20 protein-coding genes are annotated in these 20,031 nt (G+C 42.3%); 14 read left to right on the top strand and 6 right to left on the bottom strand.

Annotated features, from left to right (window positions below; all coding sequences use genetic code 11):
• Positions 1–23: 23 nt before the first annotated feature.
• From IH597_13945 to IH597_13955, 3 genes are read left to right on the top strand one after another with little or no spacing between them, the layout of a single operon-like run.
• Positions 24–512 (top strand): hypothetical protein, encoded by a 489-nt coding sequence (locus IH597_13945; GenBank protein MBE0663555.1) that lies wholly within the window; start codon positions 24–26, stop codon positions 510–512.
• Between the two features lie 2 nt (positions 513–514).
• Positions 515–994 (top strand): DUF456 domain-containing protein, encoded by a 480-nt coding sequence (locus tag IH597_13950; GenBank protein ID MBE0663556.1) that lies wholly within the window; start codon positions 515–517, stop codon positions 992–994.
• Complete coding sequence (locus IH597_13955) at positions 991–1,782, top strand: patatin-like phospholipase family protein (protein MBE0663557.1); 792 nt, start codon at positions 991–993, stop codon at positions 1,780–1,782. Before IH597_13950 ends, IH597_13955 begins: the two co-directional genes overlap by 4 nt.
• A gap of 12 nt (positions 1,783–1,794) precedes the next feature.
• On the opposite strand, the gene IH597_13960 is transcribed toward IH597_13955, so the two are convergent.
• Complete coding sequence (locus tag IH597_13960) at positions 1,795–2,871, bottom strand: acyl-CoA reductase (protein MBE0663558.1); 1,077 nt, start codon at positions 2,869–2,871, stop codon at positions 1,795–1,797.
• 208 nt (positions 2,872–3,079) lie between these two features.
• Here IH597_13960 and serC point away from each other — a divergent pair, with 208 nt between their 5' ends.
• The 5 genes from serC to IH597_13985 all read left to right on the top strand — a co-directional run bounded on the left by serC (position 3,080) and on the right by IH597_13985 (position 7,453).
• Complete coding sequence (gene serC / locus IH597_13965) at positions 3,080–4,150, top strand: 3-phosphoserine/phosphohydroxythreonine transaminase (protein MBE0663559.1); 1,071 nt, start codon at positions 3,080–3,082, stop codon at positions 4,148–4,150.
• Between the two features lie 199 nt (positions 4,151–4,349).
• Positions 4,350–5,270, top strand: coding sequence for a 3-phosphoglycerate dehydrogenase (locus IH597_13970; protein ID MBE0663560.1), 921 nt, complete (start codon positions 4,350–4,352; stop codon positions 5,268–5,270).
• A 49-nt stretch (positions 5,271–5,319) separates the two neighbouring features.
• Complete coding sequence (locus IH597_13975; GenBank protein ID MBE0663561.1) at positions 5,320–5,727, top strand: four helix bundle protein; 408 nt, start codon at positions 5,320–5,322, stop codon at positions 5,725–5,727.
• Positions 5,728–5,880: 153 nt separating this feature from the next.
• Complete coding sequence (locus tag IH597_13980; protein ID MBE0663562.1) at positions 5,881–7,128, top strand: DUF1015 domain-containing protein; 1,248 nt, start codon at positions 5,881–5,883, stop codon at positions 7,126–7,128.
• A 154-nt stretch (positions 7,129–7,282) separates the two neighbouring features.
• Positions 7,283–7,453: a MarR family transcriptional regulator gene (locus IH597_13985; GenBank protein MBE0663563.1), complete on the top strand. Its 171-nt coding sequence runs from the start codon at positions 7,283–7,285 to the stop codon at positions 7,451–7,453.
• 137 nt (positions 7,454–7,590) lie between these two features.
• Here the strand turns inward: IH597_13985 and IH597_13990 are convergent, their stop codons facing one another.
• Positions 7,591–7,806, bottom strand: a complete 216-nt coding sequence (locus IH597_13990) for a hypothetical protein (GenBank protein ID MBE0663564.1) — start codon at positions 7,804–7,806, stop codon at positions 7,591–7,593.
• Positions 7,807–7,957: 151 nt separating this feature from the next.
• Here IH597_13990 and IH597_13995 point away from each other — a divergent pair, with 151 nt between their 5' ends.
• The 3 genes from IH597_13995 (at position 7,958) to IH597_14005 (ending at position 11,177) form a co-directional block, all read left to right on the top strand.
• Entirely contained in the window at positions 7,958–8,623 is a 666-nt protein-coding gene (locus tag IH597_13995) for a YggS family pyridoxal phosphate-dependent enzyme (protein MBE0663565.1), read from the top strand.
• A 122-nt stretch (positions 8,624–8,745) separates the two neighbouring features.
• Positions 8,746–9,708 carry a calcium/sodium antiporter gene (locus IH597_14000; protein MBE0663566.1) on the top strand — a complete coding sequence of 321 codons (963 nt, stop codon included), beginning with the start codon at positions 8,746–8,748 and terminating at the stop codon, positions 9,706–9,708.
• Between the two features lie 188 nt (positions 9,709–9,896).
• Complete coding sequence (locus IH597_14005) at positions 9,897–11,177, top strand: polysaccharide biosynthesis C-terminal domain-containing protein (GenBank protein MBE0663567.1); 1,281 nt, start codon at positions 9,897–9,899, stop codon at positions 11,175–11,177.
• 68 nt (positions 11,178–11,245) lie between these two features.
• Here the strand turns inward: IH597_14005 and IH597_14010 are convergent, their stop codons facing one another.
• Complete coding sequence (locus IH597_14010) at positions 11,246–12,124, bottom strand: hypothetical protein (GenBank protein MBE0663568.1); 879 nt, start codon at positions 12,122–12,124, stop codon at positions 11,246–11,248.
• A gap of 417 nt (positions 12,125–12,541) precedes the next feature.
• Between IH597_14010 and IH597_14015 the strand changes: the two genes are divergently transcribed.
• The 3 genes from IH597_14015 to IH597_14025 all read left to right on the top strand — a co-directional run bounded on the left by IH597_14015 (position 12,542) and on the right by IH597_14025 (position 16,873).
• A complete protein-coding gene (locus IH597_14015; GenBank protein MBE0663569.1) occupies positions 12,542–14,302 on the top strand; it encodes a multicopper oxidase domain-containing protein in 1,761 nt (586 codons plus the stop codon).
• Positions 14,303–14,490: 188 nt separating this feature from the next.
• Positions 14,491–16,365, top strand: a complete 1,875-nt coding sequence (locus IH597_14020) for an ABC-F family ATP-binding cassette domain-containing protein (protein MBE0663570.1) — start codon at positions 14,491–14,493, stop codon at positions 16,363–16,365.
• Positions 16,366–16,417: 52 nt separating this feature from the next.
• Positions 16,418–16,873 carry a GNAT family N-acetyltransferase gene (locus tag IH597_14025; GenBank protein MBE0663571.1) on the top strand — a complete coding sequence of 152 codons (456 nt, stop codon included), beginning with the start codon at positions 16,418–16,420 and terminating at the stop codon, positions 16,871–16,873.
• A 69-nt stretch (positions 16,874–16,942) separates the two neighbouring features.
• Here the strand turns inward: IH597_14025 and IH597_14030 are convergent, their stop codons facing one another.
• The 3 genes from IH597_14030 to coxB form a co-directional block, all read right to left on the bottom strand.
• Positions 16,943–18,034: a hypothetical protein gene (locus tag IH597_14030; GenBank protein ID MBE0663572.1), complete on the bottom strand. Its 1,092-nt coding sequence runs from the start codon at positions 18,032–18,034 to the stop codon at positions 16,943–16,945.
• A 160-nt stretch (positions 18,035–18,194) separates the two neighbouring features.
• Positions 18,195–19,067: a protoheme IX farnesyltransferase gene (locus IH597_14035; protein MBE0663573.1), complete on the bottom strand. Its 873-nt coding sequence runs from the start codon at positions 19,065–19,067 to the stop codon at positions 18,195–18,197.
• Positions 19,060–20,001, bottom strand: coding sequence for a cytochrome c oxidase subunit II (gene coxB, locus IH597_14040; protein ID MBE0663574.1), 942 nt, complete (start codon positions 19,999–20,001; stop codon positions 19,060–19,062). Before coxB ends, IH597_14035 begins: the two co-directional genes overlap by 8 nt.
• Positions 20,002–20,031: the final 30 nt, after the last annotated feature.

Raw genomic sequence — 20,031 nt, forward strand, 5'->3', positions numbered from 1 at the left:
ACAAGCAACAAATATTTTACAAAGTGAAAAATCTCTCAATCTTATTCACAATTCTTGCAGGCATTTCAGTGATGATGTTTTCAAATTGTATAAACCGGCCTTCAGCATCTGATTTAAAATCAGTAAAACGACTGGAAGGCGATTGGGTCAGCACACCTGAGAGCGGCTTTTATGAATCCTGGATATTGAAGAATGATAAACAGATGTTTGGGCTGGGATTTTCAATGGATCAAACAGATACGCTCTTTAGCGAACAACTTGAAATATTTGCCAGTGATAGTGGCGTCTATTACAAAGCGCTGGTTCAAGGGCAGAATGAAGAATTGCCCATGTATTTCAAGCTCACTCATCAGGAGGATGACTCGCTGGTATTTTCAAACCCAGCGCATGATTTTCCCCGGTTCATTATCTATAAAATTTTCCATGAAGATAGCCTGAGGATTGATGTCCGTGACGGGATCGGAGAAACGTCAAAGGGTTTTCAATTGATAATGATAAAAATGGCCTGCTAGCTATGGATTTGTTGCTTATTTCAATTGCAGTTATTTTGTTGTTATTAGGGATTGTCGGTTGTTTGGTGCCGATGTTGCCCGGCCCTCCCCTATCTTTTGCTGCATTGTTGTTATTGCAATTCACTTCGCATTCACCATTTACTGAAGAATTCCTTATCATGTGGGGTCTTATCACTGCAGCTGTCACCGCAGTTGACTACTGGGTTCCTATATATGGTACAAAAAAACTTGGGGGAACCAAATGGGGTGTTTGGGGAGCCGCCATCGGGCTGATTATTGGCTTGTTTGTTTTTCCACCTTTCGGGATCATTACGGGCCCCCTGATCGGAGCGTTGCTGGGAGAATTAATTGCCGGTCAGGAATTTTCACGGGCGCTGAGATCAGCGCTTGGAACATTCGTTGGTTTTGTTGCCGGAACCATCATGAAACTTGTTGTATCGCTTATTCTTAGTTATCACTTTATCATAAACTTACGAACATGAGAAAATATAAATTAGGCATTGTATTAAGTGGTGGTGGCGCCAGAGGCATTGCGCACCTTGGAGTGCTTGATGCCCTTCACAAGCATGGAATTGAACCCGAAGTGGTTTCCGGGTCAAGTATTGGTGCCATTGTTGGTTGCTTCTATGCTGCTGGCGTTGAACCGTCATTTATCCTTGATGAAATTAAAAAGGAGAAACTGACCAGATTTTTTTCCTGGAGCTTTCCGTTGAGTGGCTTTCTTGATCTTGACTACATGCAGGAATGGTTTGCCAAGCATATCAGTGAAGACAATTTCAGAGCGCTCAAAAAGCCGTTTTTCATCTCAGTTACTAACCTTAACTCCGGTAAAAATGAGATAATCAACGAAGGACCTCTATTTGATTTTGTTATTGCATCTTCTACAATTCCGTTAATATTCAAGCCGCGGATTATCAACAATAATACTTATGTTGATGGTGGCATTCTCAATAATATGCCTGCCATTGCAATACGGGATTTTTGTGATACAATCATTGGAGTTAATATCAATCACAGCGGACCACTTGAGAAAATTCATGGAATGAAAGAGATCGTTGAAAGATCCCTTCGGCTTGCGATTGAAAGCAACATAAAAGAGAATATGAGAGTTTGCGATATAATGATTCAACCGGAAGAAATGAAAGGAATAAGCACCTTCGAATTTCGCAGGGCCGATGAGATTTACCAGATTGGTTTTGATGCTACCGAGGAAATGATGCCGGAAATTCGTAACAAACTTGGCCAAAGTCATTCAGAGATTTCCATTTAATTCCCATGAAGATCAGCTCTTCAAGTCGGCAATAAATTTAATCGTATCTACTCCATCAGCGTAATCCTCAAGCCCGGGTTGCTGGGTTTGACCAAAAGCAATCGTAGCAAACGGCAGTTTCATCTCACTTACAATACATTGGATCTGATCCTGGCATTCCTCAAGGTTTTGAACCAATTCATCCAGACTTTCATAAAACTCATAATTGAGCGTGGCCACCGGTGATGCAATTGCAGTTGAGTTTTTCAGGATCAAAAAACCATTATCAAGGAAAACACCCTGTTGCAAGTTGTACAATGCCATGTTATGCTTATAATTGTTCATATACGGTTCATGCTCCTTAACATAAGAAGATGCTTCAAAAGCCTTGATTAAGTTTGAAAAATTGTACCCTACAGGTACTAACAACTTTGAAATATTCCTGCAACCCAGCCCGAAATACAAAAAAACATCTTTTGCAAGTGCATCAAGCTGGTCTTGGGTTTCGTTTCCGAACAACACCGCCAAACCATTGCGGTTATTCCTGAAAATATGCGGCAAGCTGCTATAGTGATATTCAAAATACCGCAAGGTGTTATTACTGCCGGTGGCGATGATTGCTGTTGCATTTGCAATCGGTTCGCTAGTAAATTCAATTCTATCTTCAAATGAATTATCAATAGCAGACAAGATTTTCGCCAGTGCCGGAAGCAGGTAAGGATCATCGGAAGATAACTTTCCTGTAAAATTGGCTCCCGACATCAATACGCACAAAAAATCATGAAATCCCACTGCCGGGATATTTCCAGCCATAATCACACCAATTCTGATTCTTCGTTCTTCTGATGGTTCAATAATCTGGTACTGGTTTAACCATAAGTTCAGGTTCTGCTCCGTAAGCATCTGACCAATTGCTTGAATGGCATGTTCAATATGCTTTTTGGTGAACCAGGGATTATGCTCCAATGATTGCTCAATGCTGTCATTAAGAATCTTGTGCATGCCTGAATATTTACCCGCCTGTTTTGGTTCTTCCTGCAATTGAAAATGTTCGGTGATAAATTCACCAAGTAAGGTAAAGGCCTTTATGTTTTGATTGTGGTCTGACATTGCAATGAACCCGTTATAATTGTTTTGCTTGCAAAGCTAAGCATCATGAGCCAAAGCGCTTACATTTATTATCCTGGAATATGGCTGGCTGAAAAGAATTATCTTTTGAAGTTCCAATCGGTATTCACAGAAAACATATATTTTTGCTTATGGTTTGAAACGGCTAAAAAGCTCACATACATTTATAAACCCTTAATTTTTATTAGTCATGAAGAAACATAATTTTAATGCCGGGCCTTCAATCTTACCGCGCATCGCCATCGAAAACACTGCTAATGCAATTCTTGATCTTAACGGCAGTGGACTTTCCATTCTTGAGATCTCACATCGCAGTAAGGATTTTCAGGCCATTATTGATGAAGCAGTAGCCTTATTCAAAGAATTGTTGAATATTCCTGAAGGCTATCATGTGCTTTTCCTGGGTGGTGGTGCAAGCATACAATTCTGCATGCTGCCTTACAACCTGATGAAAACCAAAGCTGCCTACCTCGAAACCGGTGTTTGGGCGAAAAAAGCAATAAAAGAAGCCAAACTTTTCGGAGAAGTGAAGGTGGTTGGTTCGTCATCTGACAAGAATTTCAACTACATACCAAAGAATTATGAGATCCCGGCTGATGCTGATTACTTCCACTTCACATCTAATAATACTATTTACGGAACCGAAATTCATAACGACCCAGATTGCCCGGTTGTGATGGTTGCTGATATGTCGTCTGATATTCTGAGCCGCCCGATTGATATATCAAAATATGGGATTATTTATGGTGGCGCTCAAAAAAATGCAGGACCTGCCGGCGTTACTTTTGTAATCATCAGGGAGGATATACTAGGCAAAGTGGAAAGGGCAATCCCGAGCATGCTGGATTATAGAATCCATATTGCTGAAGGTTCAATGTTTAACACACCTCCTTGCATTTCAATCTTTACGGTGAAAGAAACCCTGAAATGGGTGAAAGAAATTGGCGGTGTTGCAAAAATGAAAGAAATTAACTGGGACAAAGCCAACCTACTCTACGGTGCCATTGATAACAGTAAAATGTTTGTAGGAACCGCCGAAAAAGAAGCACGTTCGGTTATGAATATTTGCTTCGTTATGAAAGAGCAGTACAAGGACAAAGAAGCTGATTTTATCAGTTTTGCGCAATCAAAAGGTATGATCGGCCTCAAAGGCCACCGCTCCGTTGGTGGTTTCCGCGCTTCGCTATACAATGCCATGCCAAAAGACAGTGTTCAGGCATTGATTGATGTTATGCACGAATTTGAAAAAATGCACTCTTAAACCTCTTTGCCAGATATTCCGGGTTGTATTTTTTGGGACAATTTTCAGTTAAAATGCTTCAAGTTTACAACCCGGAATTCTTATTTCATCAATTAAATTATTGATATTCAGCGAATAATACAAATTTGGTTTCAGCACTCTATTTCCCTATATTTGAACCATCATTTTTACTCATAAATAACATCTAAAAATACTCGTCATGACAAAAGTTTTAGTTGCTACAGACAAACCTTTTGCCCCTGTTGCAGTAAAAGGGATCAGAAAAATTATTGAAGTTGCAGGTTTTGAACTCGCCCTGCTCGAAAAATACACCGATCATAATGATCTTATCAACGCTGTTTCTGATGTTGATGCCCTGATCATCAGGAGCGACAATGTAAATCGCCAGGTAATAGAAGCAGCCAAGAAACTGAAAATCGTGGTTCGTGCCGGTGCCGGATTTGATAATATTGACCTTGCAGCTGCCACTGAAAACAAGGTGGTTGCCATGAACACTCCCGGACAGAATTCCAATGCAGTTGCCGAACTTGCATTGGGTATGATGGTATACTTTGCACGCAAACAATTCAACGGCTCGTCGGGAACCGAACTTCTGGGTAAAACCCTGGGCATTCATGCATATGGAAATGTAGGCAAATGTGTTGCCAGGATTGCCAAAGGCTTCAGTATGAAAGTGTATGCTTTTGATCCTTTTGTTTCCAGGTCTGAAATTGAAAAGGATGATGTAGAGTACATTTCAACGGTTGAAGAGCTCTATGCCAGCAGCCAGTATGTTTCATTGAACATCCCGGCCAATGCCAAAACCAAACAATCTATCAATTTTGAGCTTTTGTCAAAAATGCCCGAAGGTGCAATCCTTGTGAACACTGCCCGCAAAGAGGTGATTGATGAAGACGGATTGCTGAAAATGTTTGCCGAAAGAAAAGACTTTGGATATTTATCGGATATTGCCCCTGATTGCAAAGACAAGATCGAAGCTGAATTCCCAGGCAGGTCTTTTTTCACACCTAAAAAAATGGGCGCTCAAACATCCGAGGCGAACATCAATGCAGGCCTTGCTGCTGCAACACAAATTGTAAACTTCATATTACAAGGCGACGATACATTTAAGGTAAACTAACTTGAACATTACTATTCTCCGCTGGTTCATAAATCAATAATCTAAAACTATGGAAGCTGAACTCGACAGACCAATTTCTTTCTTCCGGTTCGAAGACCTAAGGGTCTATCATAAAGCTCTTGATTACATTGCCTGGGTGCATGAACGTGGAGCGAATTTTTATGATACCGATAAAGGCATTTTATCTACACGATTTTGTCATGCCGCCCAAAGCATCGGGCTGAACATCGCCGAAGGTTCCGCCAGAAACAAGAGCCAGTTCATCTACTACCTGAAGATGGGGAAAAGTTCGCTTCGCGATTGTCTGGTTTTTACATCCCTGGCGCGGCAGCTTGGCTATATAAACGAAGAGGAGGAAGAGTATTCGCGTTCGCAGCTCATGGAAATGACAAAAATGCTTGGCGCGTTGATCGGCTCACTGCAAAAGGCAGGCGGAGTAGACGAAGACCCGGATTAATTTTTATGAAAGCCGCTGATACGCGGCTTTTTTCTTGCTTTCCCATGCAATACGCTTGCTGCCGGGTTTACGGTTTCATTCCTTTTCGTACATTTGAACCCCAAATAATTTGTTGAAACAAATCTCAATCATTAACATCTAAAATCACTCTTTATGGCTGTATTGAAAGCATTCAAAGGCCTCAGGCCACCAAAGGAAATCGCAAAAGATCTCGCATCACGACCCTACGATGTGCTTAATTCAGTGGAGGCAAGGCAGGAAGCGGCAGGAAACGAGTACTCCCTGCTTCATATCATAAAACCAGAAATTGATCTGCCGGTTGAATTTGATATACACTCACAACCTGTGTACGACAAGGCAAAAGAAAATTTTGAGCTGTTCCGATCCAAAGGCTATTTGGTTCCCGACTCTGAAGCATATTTCTATATTTATGCCCAAACCATGAACGGGAAAACGCAATATGGTATCGTAGGCTGTGCGTCGGTTGAGGATTATCTGAACAACGTGATCAAAAAACATGAGCTCACCAGGCCCGATAAGGAAGAAGACCGCATGAAGCATGTTCGCATTACCAATGCCAATATGGAGCCGGTTTTCTTCAGTTATCCTGCACAAGCCGCCATTGACAAGATTGTTTCAGGTATCGTTCAGAACCAAAAGCCGGAGTATGATTTTGTTGCTGACGATGGTGTTGGACATCATTTTTGGGTGATCCGAGATAAAGCTACCAATGCAGCAATAACAACCCTCTTTGCCGGCGTGCCTTCCTTTTATGTGGCTGATGGCCATCATCGCACTGCCGCCGCCGCATTGGTGGGCAATGAGAAGAAAAAGAACAACCCCAATCATCAGGGCGATGAGGAATATAACTTCTTCCTTGCCGTGCTCTTTCCTGATGATCAACTTACAATTATTGATTACAACAGGGTGGTAACTGACCTGAATGGCCTGGACAGTGCAACGTTTCTCAAAAAACTGGAAGATGTATTTGTGGTCGAACCCAAAGGCACAACTACATGCGGGCCCGACCGTTTGCATAATTTCGGCATGTACCTCGATGGCAATTGGTATTCATTAACAGCAAAGCCAGGCACTTTCAACGATCTGGACCCGATTGGCGTGCTGGATGTAACAATACTCTCGCAAAAGGTGCTGGATGAAATCCTGGATATCAAAAACCTGAGAACCAGCAAGCGCGTTGATTTTGTTGGTGGCATCCGTGGCTTGGGCGAACTTGAAAAACGAGTTTACAGTGGCGAGATGAAAGCCGCTTTTGCCCTTTTCCCGGTTTCCATGCAGCAATTGATTGACATTGCTGACACCGGCAACATCATGCCTCCGAAAACAACCTGGTTCGAACCCAAACTGCGCAGCGGGTTGGTGGTGCATCTACTTGATTGATAAAAAGTTGGCAGTTGGCAATCGGCAGTTGGCAAACTTTCAAATGCTCTATACACCCTCAACCACTAAACTCTCTAAACTTCTAAACACCCTAAATCTCTAAACCCTCTAAACATTCTAAACCCTCTATAACAGATACTAAACCCTCAAAGAAATGGAATTCACAGAAATCGTCCTAAAAACCATCAGCGGCAAGCCCATGAAAGCAGGCGAAATAGATGAAAAAGCAGGAGTTGAAAAATCAGACATTGAAAAAGCGATCAAAAAACTGAAGAAAGAAGAAAAGATCTGGTCGCCCAAGGTTTGTTTCTACGATGTCCGTTAGAGACGCAATGCATTGCGTCTCTACTTTGAATATTGCCCCATTGGCTTTATAGGCGCTACACATTTTGACTAATTAAAAAAAGGCTGCCCAATTCCGGGTGGCCTCTTTTTTTGTTTTCATTAAGCCAGGCATATCAATCAGAGCCTGGTCACCAAGAGGTAATACTCTCCATCACGATCAATCCCGTCGTCATCACGGAAGCTACGCCTCAGTGAAGGATAGGTTTCCGAAATATACAGGCTTACCTGGAAGCCTTTGAAAACATCTTCGAGTTGAATGTTGTTTTGTTCGGGGCTCAACTGAATAGCACACCGTCTGATTTCACTAAGTAAAGGCTTTGAAAATTTTATCATAGGTTCAATGATTGAAGGGTTGGTTATTGGATGTTGACAATCTATTTCGATTTCATTTGAAATACCAAATACGCTAGCAAATATAACACTTGACCACAAAAAAGCAATAAAGCTGTAAATTGGCTAAATTTGCAGGCTAAAAGCGAATAAAATGAATGCCGCCGAAAATCTTAGCATACTAAAGAACGAAATAGCTGAGCATGTCAAAATCATCGCCGTTTCCAAAACCCACACCCCATCCGAAATCCTGGAAGTATACAATTCCGGTCACCGTTTATTTGGTGAAAACCGCGCACAGGAACTGATAGATAAGCAACCGCAACTTCCGGATGATATTCAGTGGCATTTTATAGGGCATTTGCAAACCAACAAAGTAAAATACATTGCTCCGTACGTGTCAATGTTTCACAGTATTGACAGCCTGAAATTATTAATAGAAATAAACAAACAAGCCAGCAAAAATCAGCGTGTGATTGATTGCCTGCTTCAATTCCATATTGCGCAGGAAGAAACTAAATTTGGCCTGAACCAGCAAGAAGCTGCTGAACTCCTGAACTCACAGGAATACAAATCCATGAAAAACATAAAGCTCAGGGGTGTGATGGGAATGGCTACTTTTACCGATGATATGGAATGGGTGAGGAAAGAGTTCAAAACATTAAAGGAATACTTTGTGTTTTTAAAAACAAACTACTTTGCTGCTGATGATGATTTCTCGGAAATTTCAATGGGCATGACCAGCGATTATATGGTTGCCATCGAAGAAGGCAGCACCATGGTTAGGATTGGAAGAGCGATATTTGGGGAAAGAGGTTGAAAGGGACGGGGGACGAGTGGCGAGGGCCGAATGTAGAATGAGGATTTACGAATGCAGAATGGAAGAGTGACGATATTACGGGCTGTTCTTTTGAATTTTGAATTTGAATTTTGAATTTTTAAATGGGATTGCTTGATATAATATTTTTCGCTGGAGGCTTTGCTCTGCTTTTATTCGGGGCACATTTTCTTGTTGAGGGTGGCAGCGCTTTTGGCAGGCGCCAGAAGATTCCTGATATTGTCATCGGCCTGACCATTGTTTCTTTCGGAACTTCCGCACCTGAAATGGTAATAAGCTTATTGGCTAGCGCTGAAGGAGCAACCGATCTGGCCATTTCCAATGTCATAGGCAGCAATATCTTTAACACATTTGTAATCATAGGTGTTGCAGCGGCCATTTATCCTATTACTGTCCGAAAAAACACACTTTTTAAGGAATTTCCGGGCAGCATGGTTGCATCATTGTTGCTGCTTTTATTTGCAACCTATATCACTTTTACCGGTGAACCAAGATCGCTCAGCTTTATTGATGGCTTTATATTTTTAGTGTTCTTTTCCGCATTTCTTTATTATAATCTACACATCACAAAAAAGAATAAGGAAACAGTTGAAATTCATGCAAAAACACTTAGCCTGGGTAAAAGCATAGCTTTTATTCTTTTGGGGCTTGTGATGTTGTTTTTTGGTGGACGCCTGGTTGTTGATGGTGCAATTAAAATTGCGCTGGAATTCGGTTTATCTGAACGTATTATCGGCCTTTCAATCGTTGCTGTTGCTACTTCGTTGCCGGAGCTGGTTACCTCAGCGGTGGCTGCTTTTAAAAGAAATTCTGATATCGCTATCGGAAATGCACTGGGTTCAAATATCTTCAATATTTTCCTGGTGCTTGGTGTTTCAGCCATTATAAGGCCGCTGCCAGCTGCTGATATGGGCCTTGACATCTGGGTTGCCATCCTTTCGAACCTGATCATCGTGGCTTTTGTATTGGTTTTCAGCCCAAAACTTAGAGTTATTAAACAATGGCAGGGCGGGGTGTTGATCTTGTTTTATATTGTTTATATGGTTTATACGTTTGCAGTGATGTAGGAGTTTTTAAAGGGTTCAAAGTTCAAGGTTCAAGGTCCGCAGGAAAATAAGACACAAGAATCAAGAGACAAGACACAAGAATCAAGAAACAAGTCACAAGAAATACGGAACCTGGAACCTTGAACTTTGAACCTGGAACCCGGAACGAGTAACCAGCAACCAGTCATTAATCAACAAACTACACTCCCGTGTTCAAAAAGATTGCCGGAACCGCATTTGCCAGATTTTTAAATACCCTGTTGGGCTTCGCCGTGGTGGTGGTTGCAGCACGAGCCTTTGGTGCCGAAGGCTACGGAACAATTGTGCTCGTTATCCTTGGAATAGCATTTATTCAACTGGTCAATAGCTTTGTTGGCGGGCCGGCGCTGGTCTACCTTGTTCCGCGTCACGATATTTCCAAACTCTTTATCCTTTCTTATGTCTGGGCATTGGTGGTATCAGTCGTTGGTGCAATCCTGCTGTATGTATTTTGCATGATACCCCCCGAATACCGTTGGGAAACCATGCTACTTTCCCTGATCTCAAACTGGGCTTCGGTGAACATGATGATACTGATTGGCAAGGAGAAAATAAAGCTCTACAATATGATCAGTGTGCTGCAAACCGCGCTGATCTATATTTCAATCATGGCTTTTATTTATGTACTCGACCACACTGAGGTAGATTACTACATCTATGCTTTATGTCTCGCCTACCTCTCTACTTTTTTTCTGAGCCTTGCCTCCATCAGACGTTATATTGTTTTTTCTGATCTCAATGAGATTGACCGGCCATTAAAGTCCATACTTCATTATGGCGGATTGATGCAGCTTGCAAGCATATTGCAATTTTTCAACTACCGCCTGAGCTATTATTTGTTGGAACGCTTTTATGATAAAGCTAGCCTCGGAAAATTTGCAGTCGGTGTACAGTTGGCCGAAGGTATGTGGTTGATCTCTAAAAGCGTTGCACTGGTTCAGTACTCAAGGATATCAAATGAACCCGGAAATACAGCTTACGCTAAAAACATCACACTGATCTTTCTTAAATTTACATTCATAGCCACTTCACTGATGCTGTTGGTTCTGATTGCACTTCCATCAGATGTTTTTGTGTTTATTTTTGGCGAAGGCTTTGCCCAGGTAAAGCCGGTTATTTTTTCTCTTAGTCCTGGAATCCTGACACTTTCCTCCAGCCATATTTTCAGTCATTATTTTAGCGGATCCGGTAAACCTCAGCACAATACGAAATCTTCAGCGCTGGGTTTTATTGTCGTGTTGGTATCTGGTTTCTTGTTGATCCCAAATCTAGGGCTGATTGGCGCCGGGATTGCGACCTCCCTCTCCTACATCACTATCTTTATCTACCAGTTGTATTGGTTCCGCAGGGAATCAGGCGCCTGTATAAGAGAAATGCTCATCACAGCAAGTGATTTGGATCGGATAAAAAAGGAGCTGAAAGCGGTTTTCTATCCTGATGTTTCTGAATAAGTCACACAGCCAGAACGTTACCGATTTTGCAGGAAATGATTTGTAGGAATATTCAGTTACAATTTCATTTATCCCTGCCTTAGTTCTTCGGGAGTTTCAATTTCAATTTCAAGCATGATTTCGCCATTTTCCAGGAGCCTGACGTAATACATTGAATCGTCAAAATGAGTAGCGTCGAAATTGTATTCAATGTTATGATGGCCTGGAGTGCAGGTATTGTTCCGGTATAATTCCCTGACAACAATATTATTGGCATCAAACATGGCAATGAGAATCGCGCTTCTCTCAAAAAGCTGATAGCGGAAACTACCCCTGATTGTGTACTTGAACAAAGATTCCGAGAAATAGTAATTCCTTGAATAATCGTCAGACCCGGCCTCAGAGGGTAAATCAACATTAAGTGTTTCGGCCAGCATTGTGGTGAGTTCTTCTACCAGCAGGGTATCGAATCCAGCGATCTGCTCCAATGTGCGATCACCAAAAAAAGACCACACAGCGCTTTGCGCTTCAATGTTGTACGAACCGTTTTTCTCAATCAGGCTTGTGAGCCGTTTGAGTTCTTCACTTGCCTCCGGTCCCATCTCATAGTTTATGCTTTCATCTGGTGGCATCAGGTCCGCATTGATGCACATAGCATAAACCGGCATGGTTCGCTCCTGGTTTGGCAATAAATCTACTAACAGTTCTTGGGTAACCACAAATTCCTGGTATTCCTTGTCGTCAGGAACCAGGATCTGGCCATTGGCAATTTTAAAAGTCTGTTTCAAATTTGAATCATTCCGGAGGGTAACCTTCAACGGTGTAATATAATGTGTGCTGTTTGAATACCCCATGAAAGCAAAATTGACATGCTCTGCCTGGGGAGGTGCGAATAAAGTTGGAACTTTGGAAAATTGAATGCTTGCGTAGGAAACCAAAACGCCTAACAAAATGAACGTTACTCTCATGGTAGCTGTATTTAAATGAATATTGATAGCCAAACACGGAGTAAAGTGTTATCTCATGCGGGAATTCTTCTTAATTTAAAATTGGTCAAAGGATAGCTAATAACGGATAAGGCGCCGTTTAATTGTGAAAATAATTTATGATTTGCCTCTTCTCTTATCAGTAAAATGCATCTGTATTACTTCCACGCACCCTATTTCCGGTTTCTTCCAAATGCCTCGAAGCTAAATTAGTTATACTACATGTGGAATGATAATACAAAATCTCAGAATTTTCAAATTTATCAGTAATTAGGTATTGCAATACCGTATTATTTATTTACCTTTGTCCCTTATTCAATGGTTAAAATAAAGCACATCAAATAAAACAATAGTAATATGAACTTTAAACCACATCAAATACCGATTTTAAGGAAAGTTATGTTGGTTCTCATTCTGACTTTCCTTGCACATACTACAAGCTACGCCTGCGAAGCCTGCAATCGTTTATTCTTGTCGAGGTTGTTAAGTGAGCAGCAGGAAGGCAGTTTGGTTTCGAAACAGCTTCTGGCCACCATTACTGCCCAGGAATTGGCTGTGGGCAACAACCCCGAGTGGGTCTCAAATATACTGGCGGAGAATTTATTAATAGCAAGCGATTACACTGAATCACTGAGCGATCTGGCAATTAATGCAAATCCGCAGGAAGAAACTGTTAATGCAGCTTCGCCACCGGCAAGACAGGATAGAACAAACGGAGATGCCAATTTTATTGATATAGTCAGGCGTGATGCCCGTTTATCAATACCGGAAACAAGCTATGTACCTCAAAATACGATACCCGACAAAAAGGTTAGGATCACATTGGAAGAAGGCGATAGTTATATCGGCAACGGGATCATTTACAAAGGTTTCACTATTGATGGCAAGATTCCCGGTCCAACAATTATAGTTGACGAGGGTGATATCGTAGAGTTTACCATAGTAAATGCCGGCGATATCCCTCACGGGGCATCGATTCATGCTGCTTATACACAAACTTCAAAATACCTTGGCAAAATCAATCCCGACGATAGCGCCACTATTGTTTTCAGGGCTACATTGCCCGGTGTATATATGTATCATTGCGCTCCCGGCGGACATTCCATCCCCATGCACATCATCTTCGGTCAGTATGGCATGATGGTGGTTCAGCCAAAAAAGAAATTTGAGCTCGAAAAAATTCTTAACAAGGAGCCGGATATTGAAATTTATCTTGTACAGCATGAATATTATGCAAGCGGAAAAGATGCTGTTGACGGACAAGGCAGGCCAATGTACACTGCATTTAACGGAAAACTGTTCCGCTATGTTGAGGAACCAATTGTTGGCAAGCCAGGCGATTATGTACGCATTAATTTCCTGAATGCCGGACCCAACCTGCTGTCCACTTTTCATATTGTCGGCATTGTATGGGATTTTGCTTATTGGCAGGGCAATCCGGATAATAAATTCGTCGGTGGGCAGTCAGTAACCGCCGGTCCATCCGATTCGTGGGTAGTAGAGTTCAGGCTTCCACCCGACGAAGGCGCTTTCCTGATGCTCTCACATGCCGTAGGCTCCACTGATCGCGGTGCCCTTGGATTGCTGGTTTGCGATAATAATGCAGAGGTTCAGAAAACAATACTATCGGATGGTATTTTATACACCGATGCTGAAATGGATGAATTCCGCGCAAAGTCTATTCGAACCATAACACCTTTTGGCGTTGGTTCGCCCGATGTGGATGTGCCGGTAGTGTATGGCAGCGAAACCAAAGAGGTGACCGTAAGGATTATTGGCAATTCGTATCATCCTAAAGTTATTCAGGTTGCGCCAGGAACCACTGTTAGATGGATCAATGAAGATGTTTTCACTTATATGGATGGGGAATTTTCAGGTGTTCACAATGCGTTGGTGAAAAGCGGCCCTGAGCGTTTTGCTTCTCCCCTGCTTGCTCATGCGGAGAGCTATTCGCAAGTGGTAACAAAGGAAGGCGAATATATTTACATGTGCACACCACATCCCTATATGGAAGGCCGGATTATTGTTGCCCAGGATGCAAGCAGTGATATGCGTTATGCTTCGGCAGGACCAGGTGCAAATACAACGTTGGTATGGGTTATTCTTGTTATTGCTGCACTTGCACTCATAGTTGGATTAATAGCTTTGATAAATAAGTAAAATAGATGCTAGTTTTGTAAAGCTAACTCCAGAGGCATGGATCGCTTTTTATTGTGATGCTGCATAGGGCTTTGCCAACTGCCAACCGCCAACTGTTAACTTTTCATTGTCAAAGGCATTATTAACCGGGCGTTTGAGATTATTAGGTTACTTTTGCAACCGGAAAATTTTTCACTTTTGCAATTCAGATGAATATAGTTTCGGTTGAGAACCTCACAAAATCTTTTGGCGAAAAGCTTCTTTTTGAAAACATAAGCTTTGGCATCGAGGCAGGCCAGAAAATTGCTTTGATATCGCGAAATGGAGCGGGCAAGAGCAGTCTGATAAGGATATTGACCGGAGAAGACACTCCCGATTCTGGAAGGGTTACTATTGGCAATGATGTCAGCATTTCTTATCTCCCACAAAATCCATATATGGATGAAGGTTCCACGATCCTTGATTACATTTTTGATGCTGAAGATGAACTCACAAAGACTGTAAGAGAGTATGAGCAAATCAGTCTGTCAACTGCTCATGGCCGGGAAATGCCCGATGAGCTGATCAACCGCATGGACGAACTGCAGGCATGGAATTTTGAAGCCCGGATCAAAGAAATACTTGGCAGGTTCGACCTCAATGATTTGAACCAAAACATCGGTACTCTATCGGGCGGAATGAGAAAAAAGGTTGCCCTGGCCAAGGCGCTGATAAACAAAGCCAGCCTGATCATCCTTGATGAGCCTACCAATCACCTGGATGTAACCATGATTGAATGGCTCGAAAACTATCTCGACCGCCAGAATTTGAGTATTTTCATTGTGACCCACGACCGCTATTTTCTTGATAAAGTGTGTAATGTGATCCTTGAACTGGACAATCAGACCTTGTATCGTTACAAAGGCAATTATGCCCGTTTTCTTGAGAAAAAAGCCGAACAGGCAGCCATTGAAAAGCTTGGCTTCGAAAAGGCAAAAGCATTGTATAGCACCGAGCTTGAGTGGATGAACCGACAGCCGCAGGCCCACGCCACCAAAGCAAAAGCCCGTGAGGAAGCATTCTTTAATCTTGAAGAAAAGGTGAAAGGGCGGCGAAGTGAAGATAAACCCCGTGAGTTTAATGTGCAGATGCAAAGGCTCGGAGGGAAAATCCTTGAACTGAATTATATCTCAAAAAAGTACGGCGACCAGCAACTACTGAGTGATTTTACGTATATTTTCAAGCGCGGCGACCGTATTGGCGTTGTGGGCAAAAACGGTTCAGGAAAATCTACCCTGCTGCGGATAATCATGGGTGAAACCAAAGCAGACACGGGAAAGGTTGTTATGGGTCAAACCGTGGAAATTGGTTATTTCCAGCAAGATGGGCTGCCCATAACCGGCGACAAACGCATTATTGAGATTGTTAAAGAAATCGCCGAACAGGTAGTGATGAAAAAAGGAAGCATGACGCCTTCCCAGTTTCTGACCTTCTTCAACTTCCACACCGATATCCAGTATAATTACTTCTCGAGCCTGAGCGGAGGCGAAAAGCGCAAACTTTACTTACTAACCGTTTTGCTGCGAAATCCAAACTTTTTAATTCTCGACGAACCCACCAACGACCTGGATATTGACACACTGAACAAACTGGAAGAGTTTCTTGAGAATTATGAAGGCTGCCTGATGATTGTTTCGCATGACCGCTACTTCATGGATCGCATGGTGGATCACATCTTTGCGTTCGAAGGCAATGGAAAGGTAAAGGATTATTACGGCAATTATTCTGAATACTACCGGCTTAAGCAAATCGAAGAAAAATCGCTAAAGTCGGTTCGGAAAGTAAACCCTGAAAAACTGGAAGCGCGACTGACCAGGTCTTCAAACAAGCCTTCCTACAAACAAACAAAAGAGTATGAAACGCTTACCAAAGAAATTGACGACCTTGAAACACAAAAAGCCGCACTTCTCCGCAAGCTGAACAATGGGGAGGGTTCGCCGTCCGAGTTGCAGGAATGGTCGTTACAACTTGGAGAACTAATCAGCCGTATTGATGTAAAGGCCGACCGTTGGCTCGAACTGAGTGAGATTGTGAATGAAGGGTAATTGAGAATGTAAAAGGTAGAATATTGAATTTGGAATTTTGAATTGATCTGTTATGGAAATCAAATTCTTAGAAATAAAAGAAGAAGACAGCCAGGCAATTTTAGACATGATGGCTGATTTCAATGCTATTGACAATTATCCGTTCGACCGGCAAAAATGCCTGGAAAACCTTAATATCCTTATCCGGGACAAACAAATAGGCCGAATATGGATGATTCAATCCGATGATGCTCCAGCCGGCTATATCGTGCTCACATTTGGCTTCAGCTTTGAGTATAAGGGAAGGATGGCAATGATTGATGAGTTTTACATCATTGAAAAATACCGCAACCTGGGTATTGGCCTAAAAACAATGGAATTCATCCATGCCACAGCAACAGAACTTGGAGTGAACACCATACTCCTCGAAGTTGAGAACCAAAACGAAAAAGCCAAACGTCTCTATTTCAAGCAGGGATATTCGGGCAAGGATAGAAGCTTGCTGACGAAATGTTTGAAAAACTCCTGAAATTCTTTTACAGCCCGGAATTGGTTTGTGCTTCTAATATTCGGAGCTATTCAGTGAGGGTCTGAACCGTTACTCCTGATTTCCTGATTCCCGTATCTTCTTATCCTTATGGGTTCCCGCAAAAATATCGAAGCAAACAAAACGGCATTCCAGTGGCCCGTTAAATACAACCAATTTTTTTGAAGGTTTTAGTCCAATATGCTTCAAAGCATAAAAATCGCTGCTGATCACCCATGCCTGATAGCCTTTAAAATTGCGTTTCAGGCTGTCGCCGATTGAAGAATATAAGGCTTTGATGTCGTGCTCTTCCAGCCTTTCGCCATAAGGCGGGTTGATAATGAGCATTCCAGGCGCTTCAGGCGGGGTGAATTCCTCCATGTGTTTTTTAATCAGCCTGATGTCTTTGTGCAAGCGCGCATTTTGAATGTTTTGCTTCGCAATTTCAATGGCCCTTGCTGAGCGGTCGGAACCAATGATTTGGAAATCGAAATCCGTCATCAGATCATCTGCCTTGCGAACCACATCCTTCCAGAGAGTTTCATCGTAGTCTTTCCATTTCATGAAACCATATTTGGTTCTGAAATAACCTGCCGGGATTTTCATGGCATTCATGGCTGCTTCAATAGGAATAGTTCCTGAACCACACATGCTGTCAACAAAATGACAATCGGCCTGCCAGCCGCTGAGCATGATCAGCCCGGCAGCAAGCACTTCATTGATGGGGGCTTTGTCAACAATGTCACGATAGCCACGTTTGTGAAGCGATTCGCCAGAACTGTCGAACAATACACTCACCTGATCATTGTTGATATGCACGTTGATGCGCAAGTCAGGATCTTCATTATCAATAGAGGGGCGTGCCCCGAAACGGTCGCGGAACTGGTCAACGATAGCATCTTTAGTTTTGTAAGCCACATATTGCGAGTGCGTAAAGCGATCTCCACTCACCACGGCATCAATAGCAAATGTTTTTTCAACGTCAAGATGTTCCTGCCAGTGAATCTTATATATCTGATCGTAGAGTTGTTTGTCATCAGCAGCGGTGAAGCTTGCCTCCGGTTTAAGAATGCGCAATGCGGTGCGCAGACAATAGTTAGCTTTGTACAGCATTTCCAGGTTGGCATCAAATGCAACGGCTCTTTTAATTGATTCAACATTCATGGCGCCAAGTGCAAGCAATTCAGTGGCGAGTACATTTTCGAGCCCGGAAGTAGTTTTGGCAATTAACCGGTAGCTTAAGTTTTCTTTTTCCAACAAAATGATTTTTTGCAAAGATAGGGCTGAAAAAGTTAATTTGAGTTCGATACAGCCAGCGTTTGATTTATCGGATCAAGCCTTCCACAATCAACGTCAGCATCACTCCTAGGTAAAACAAGTTAATAGCCAAAAATGCGAGTTTGGGTTTGGGTAGGTGGCTTACTCCTATCCACGTGCGGAATGAAATCAACAATAGAAACACCATCAGGAATATAATAATTGATATTGTAAGTGATGTGAAAACTCCGAAGAGTACAAGCAGTATTGCCGACATAGCGGTAGCTGCAACCCACATCAATGTCAGGTTCACAATCTGATGATTGCTAAACACCTTGCTGATACTCTTTAATCCTGCCGCTTCGTAATCTTTTCCCAGCAGCATAATAATCATCCAGAAATGTGGTATTTGACCAATGAAAAAGAAAAACGCTACCAGGATTATATGAAAGTCAAATACATAGCCACCGGCAGCCGTCCAGCCTATCACAGGTGGTATTGCTCCTATTACTGATCCGGGAACTACAGCAAAGGCAGTTACTTTCTTTAATGGTGTATAAACCAGGCTGTACCATAAAAGGTTGATCACTCCCAGTAACATTGGCATGAAACCATTGGTAAAAAGCAATGCGGCACCGGCTATTCCTAATAGAGCAGCAACCAAAGAAGCCTTTTTGACACTCACCCTGCCAGTAGGAATCGGCCTGTTGGCGGTTCGGGACATCAAGGCGTCAGTCCGTCGTTCGATGATATGATTTAATATTGAAGAGGAGCTTGCCATTAACAACACTCCGGCGCATACAATAAAGGTTTCAAAATTAACTGATCCTGAATAAAGCACAAAACCGGTAAACGCGCTCAACGTTACCGGTAATATAATATTAAGTTTGCAAAGTGTTTTCCAGTCTGCAATCTGGCTGTAGGTTACAGCTTTATTCATTCAATGATTTAATAAACTCAATGATGAGTTTGATTTCGTCTTCACTGATCTCATTCTCGTATGATATCATTTGTCCACGGCGATAACCTTTAACGATATCAACATCCGGTTCGTATATTGACTGGCGGATATACTCATCATCAACCACCTGTTCGCGCTCATTTCCATCTGTTATTACTATATGGCTTGCACCATAAATGCCTTTGAATGAGGGTCCCACCAATTTTGAACCATCCATAGAATGGCAGGCTATGCATCCCTTACCTGTTACAATCTGCCGGCCCAACAATGCAAGGTCGGTGTCCTCAGTAATTACAGGAACCAATCCTGTTGTATCAGAATACCATGCGAGGTACTCTTCCTGCGACATCACCACTACATCGGTGAACATAAAAGAATGCTGCAACCCGCAATATTCGGCACAAAACAGGTTGTAAGTGCCTTCTTTGGTGGCTTCGAACCAGGCGCGGTTGTTTTCGAGTCCGGGAACCATATCTTCTTTCAGCCTGAAGGCCGGGATATAAAGCGAATGCAATACATCCATAGCATTGAGGTTTAACCTTACCGGCTCATCAATAGGAACGTAGAGCCTGTCAGTTACACGGCCATTCTCATACTGGAATGAGAAATTCCACATACGGGCGTTTACTGTCACTTCCATGGCTCCTTCAGGCGGTCTTTTCATATTGATCCACCCTGCCCAACCGTAATAGAACATTAACAGCACAAGGAGAATTGGAATAGCCGTCCAGATAATTTCAAGGCTTGTATTTCCCTCAATCTGAACAGCTTTAGGATGTTTCTTTTCATCGTAGCGAAAGAGAAACAGAATAATCACTGCAGTTATTCCAATTAAAAAGAACAAGGAGATACCGATGGTTATGGCAAAAGCCGTATCAACTCCTTCAACAAATGTAGATGCACCTGAAAACATATCTTGTAGAATTAATTTTTAGTTTCAACA

Source organism: Bacteroidales bacterium (genome assembly GCA_014860575.1).
Taxonomy (GTDB): Bacteria; Bacteroidota; Bacteroidia; order Bacteroidales; family JAAYJT01; genus JAAYJT01.

Bases quoted from the DNA above. Each gene is read 5' to 3' on its own strand.
- IH597_13950 (MBE0663556.1), top strand. From the start codon at position 515: ATGGATTTGTTGCTTATTTCAATTGCAGTTATTTTGTTGTTATTAGGG.
- IH597_13955 (MBE0663557.1), top strand. From the start codon at position 991: ATGAGAAAATATAAATTAGGCATTGTATTAAGTGGTGGTGGCGCCAGA.
- IH597_13960 (MBE0663558.1), bottom strand. From the start codon at position 2,871: ATGTCAGACCACAATCAAAACATAAAGGCCTTTACCTTACTTGGTGAA.
- serC (MBE0663559.1), top strand. From the start codon at position 3,080: ATGAAGAAACATAATTTTAATGCCGGGCCTTCAATCTTACCGCGCATC.
- IH597_13970 (MBE0663560.1), top strand. From the start codon at position 4,350: ATGACAAAAGTTTTAGTTGCTACAGACAAACCTTTTGCCCCTGTTGCA.
- IH597_13975 (MBE0663561.1), top strand. From the start codon at position 5,320: ATGGAAGCTGAACTCGACAGACCAATTTCTTTCTTCCGGTTCGAAGAC.
- IH597_13980 (MBE0663562.1), top strand. From the start codon at position 5,881: ATGGCTGTATTGAAAGCATTCAAAGGCCTCAGGCCACCAAAGGAAATC.
- IH597_13985 (MBE0663563.1), top strand. From the start codon at position 7,283: ATGGAATTCACAGAAATCGTCCTAAAAACCATCAGCGGCAAGCCCATG.
- IH597_13990 (MBE0663564.1), bottom strand. From the start codon at position 7,806: ATGATAAAATTTTCAAAGCCTTTACTTAGTGAAATCAGACGGTGTGCT.
- IH597_13995 (MBE0663565.1), top strand. From the start codon at position 7,958: ATGAATGCCGCCGAAAATCTTAGCATACTAAAGAACGAAATAGCTGAG.
- IH597_14000 (MBE0663566.1), top strand. From the start codon at position 8,746: ATGGGATTGCTTGATATAATATTTTTCGCTGGAGGCTTTGCTCTGCTT.
- IH597_14010 (MBE0663568.1), bottom strand. From the start codon at position 12,124: ATGAGAGTAACGTTCATTTTGTTAGGCGTTTTGGTTTCCTACGCAAGC.
- IH597_14015 (MBE0663569.1), top strand. From the start codon at position 12,542: ATGTTGGTTCTCATTCTGACTTTCCTTGCACATACTACAAGCTACGCC.
- IH597_14020 (MBE0663570.1), top strand. From the start codon at position 14,491: ATGAATATAGTTTCGGTTGAGAACCTCACAAAATCTTTTGGCGAAAAG.
- IH597_14025 (MBE0663571.1), top strand. From the start codon at position 16,418: ATGGAAATCAAATTCTTAGAAATAAAAGAAGAAGACAGCCAGGCAATT.
- IH597_14030 (MBE0663572.1), bottom strand. From the start codon at position 18,034: ATGAATGTTGAATCAATTAAAAGAGCCGTTGCATTTGATGCCAACCTG.
- IH597_14035 (MBE0663573.1), bottom strand. From the start codon at position 19,067: ATGAATAAAGCTGTAACCTACAGCCAGATTGCAGACTGGAAAACACTT.
- coxB (MBE0663574.1), bottom strand. From the start codon at position 20,001: ATGTTTTCAGGTGCATCTACATTTGTTGAAGGAGTTGATACGGCTTTT.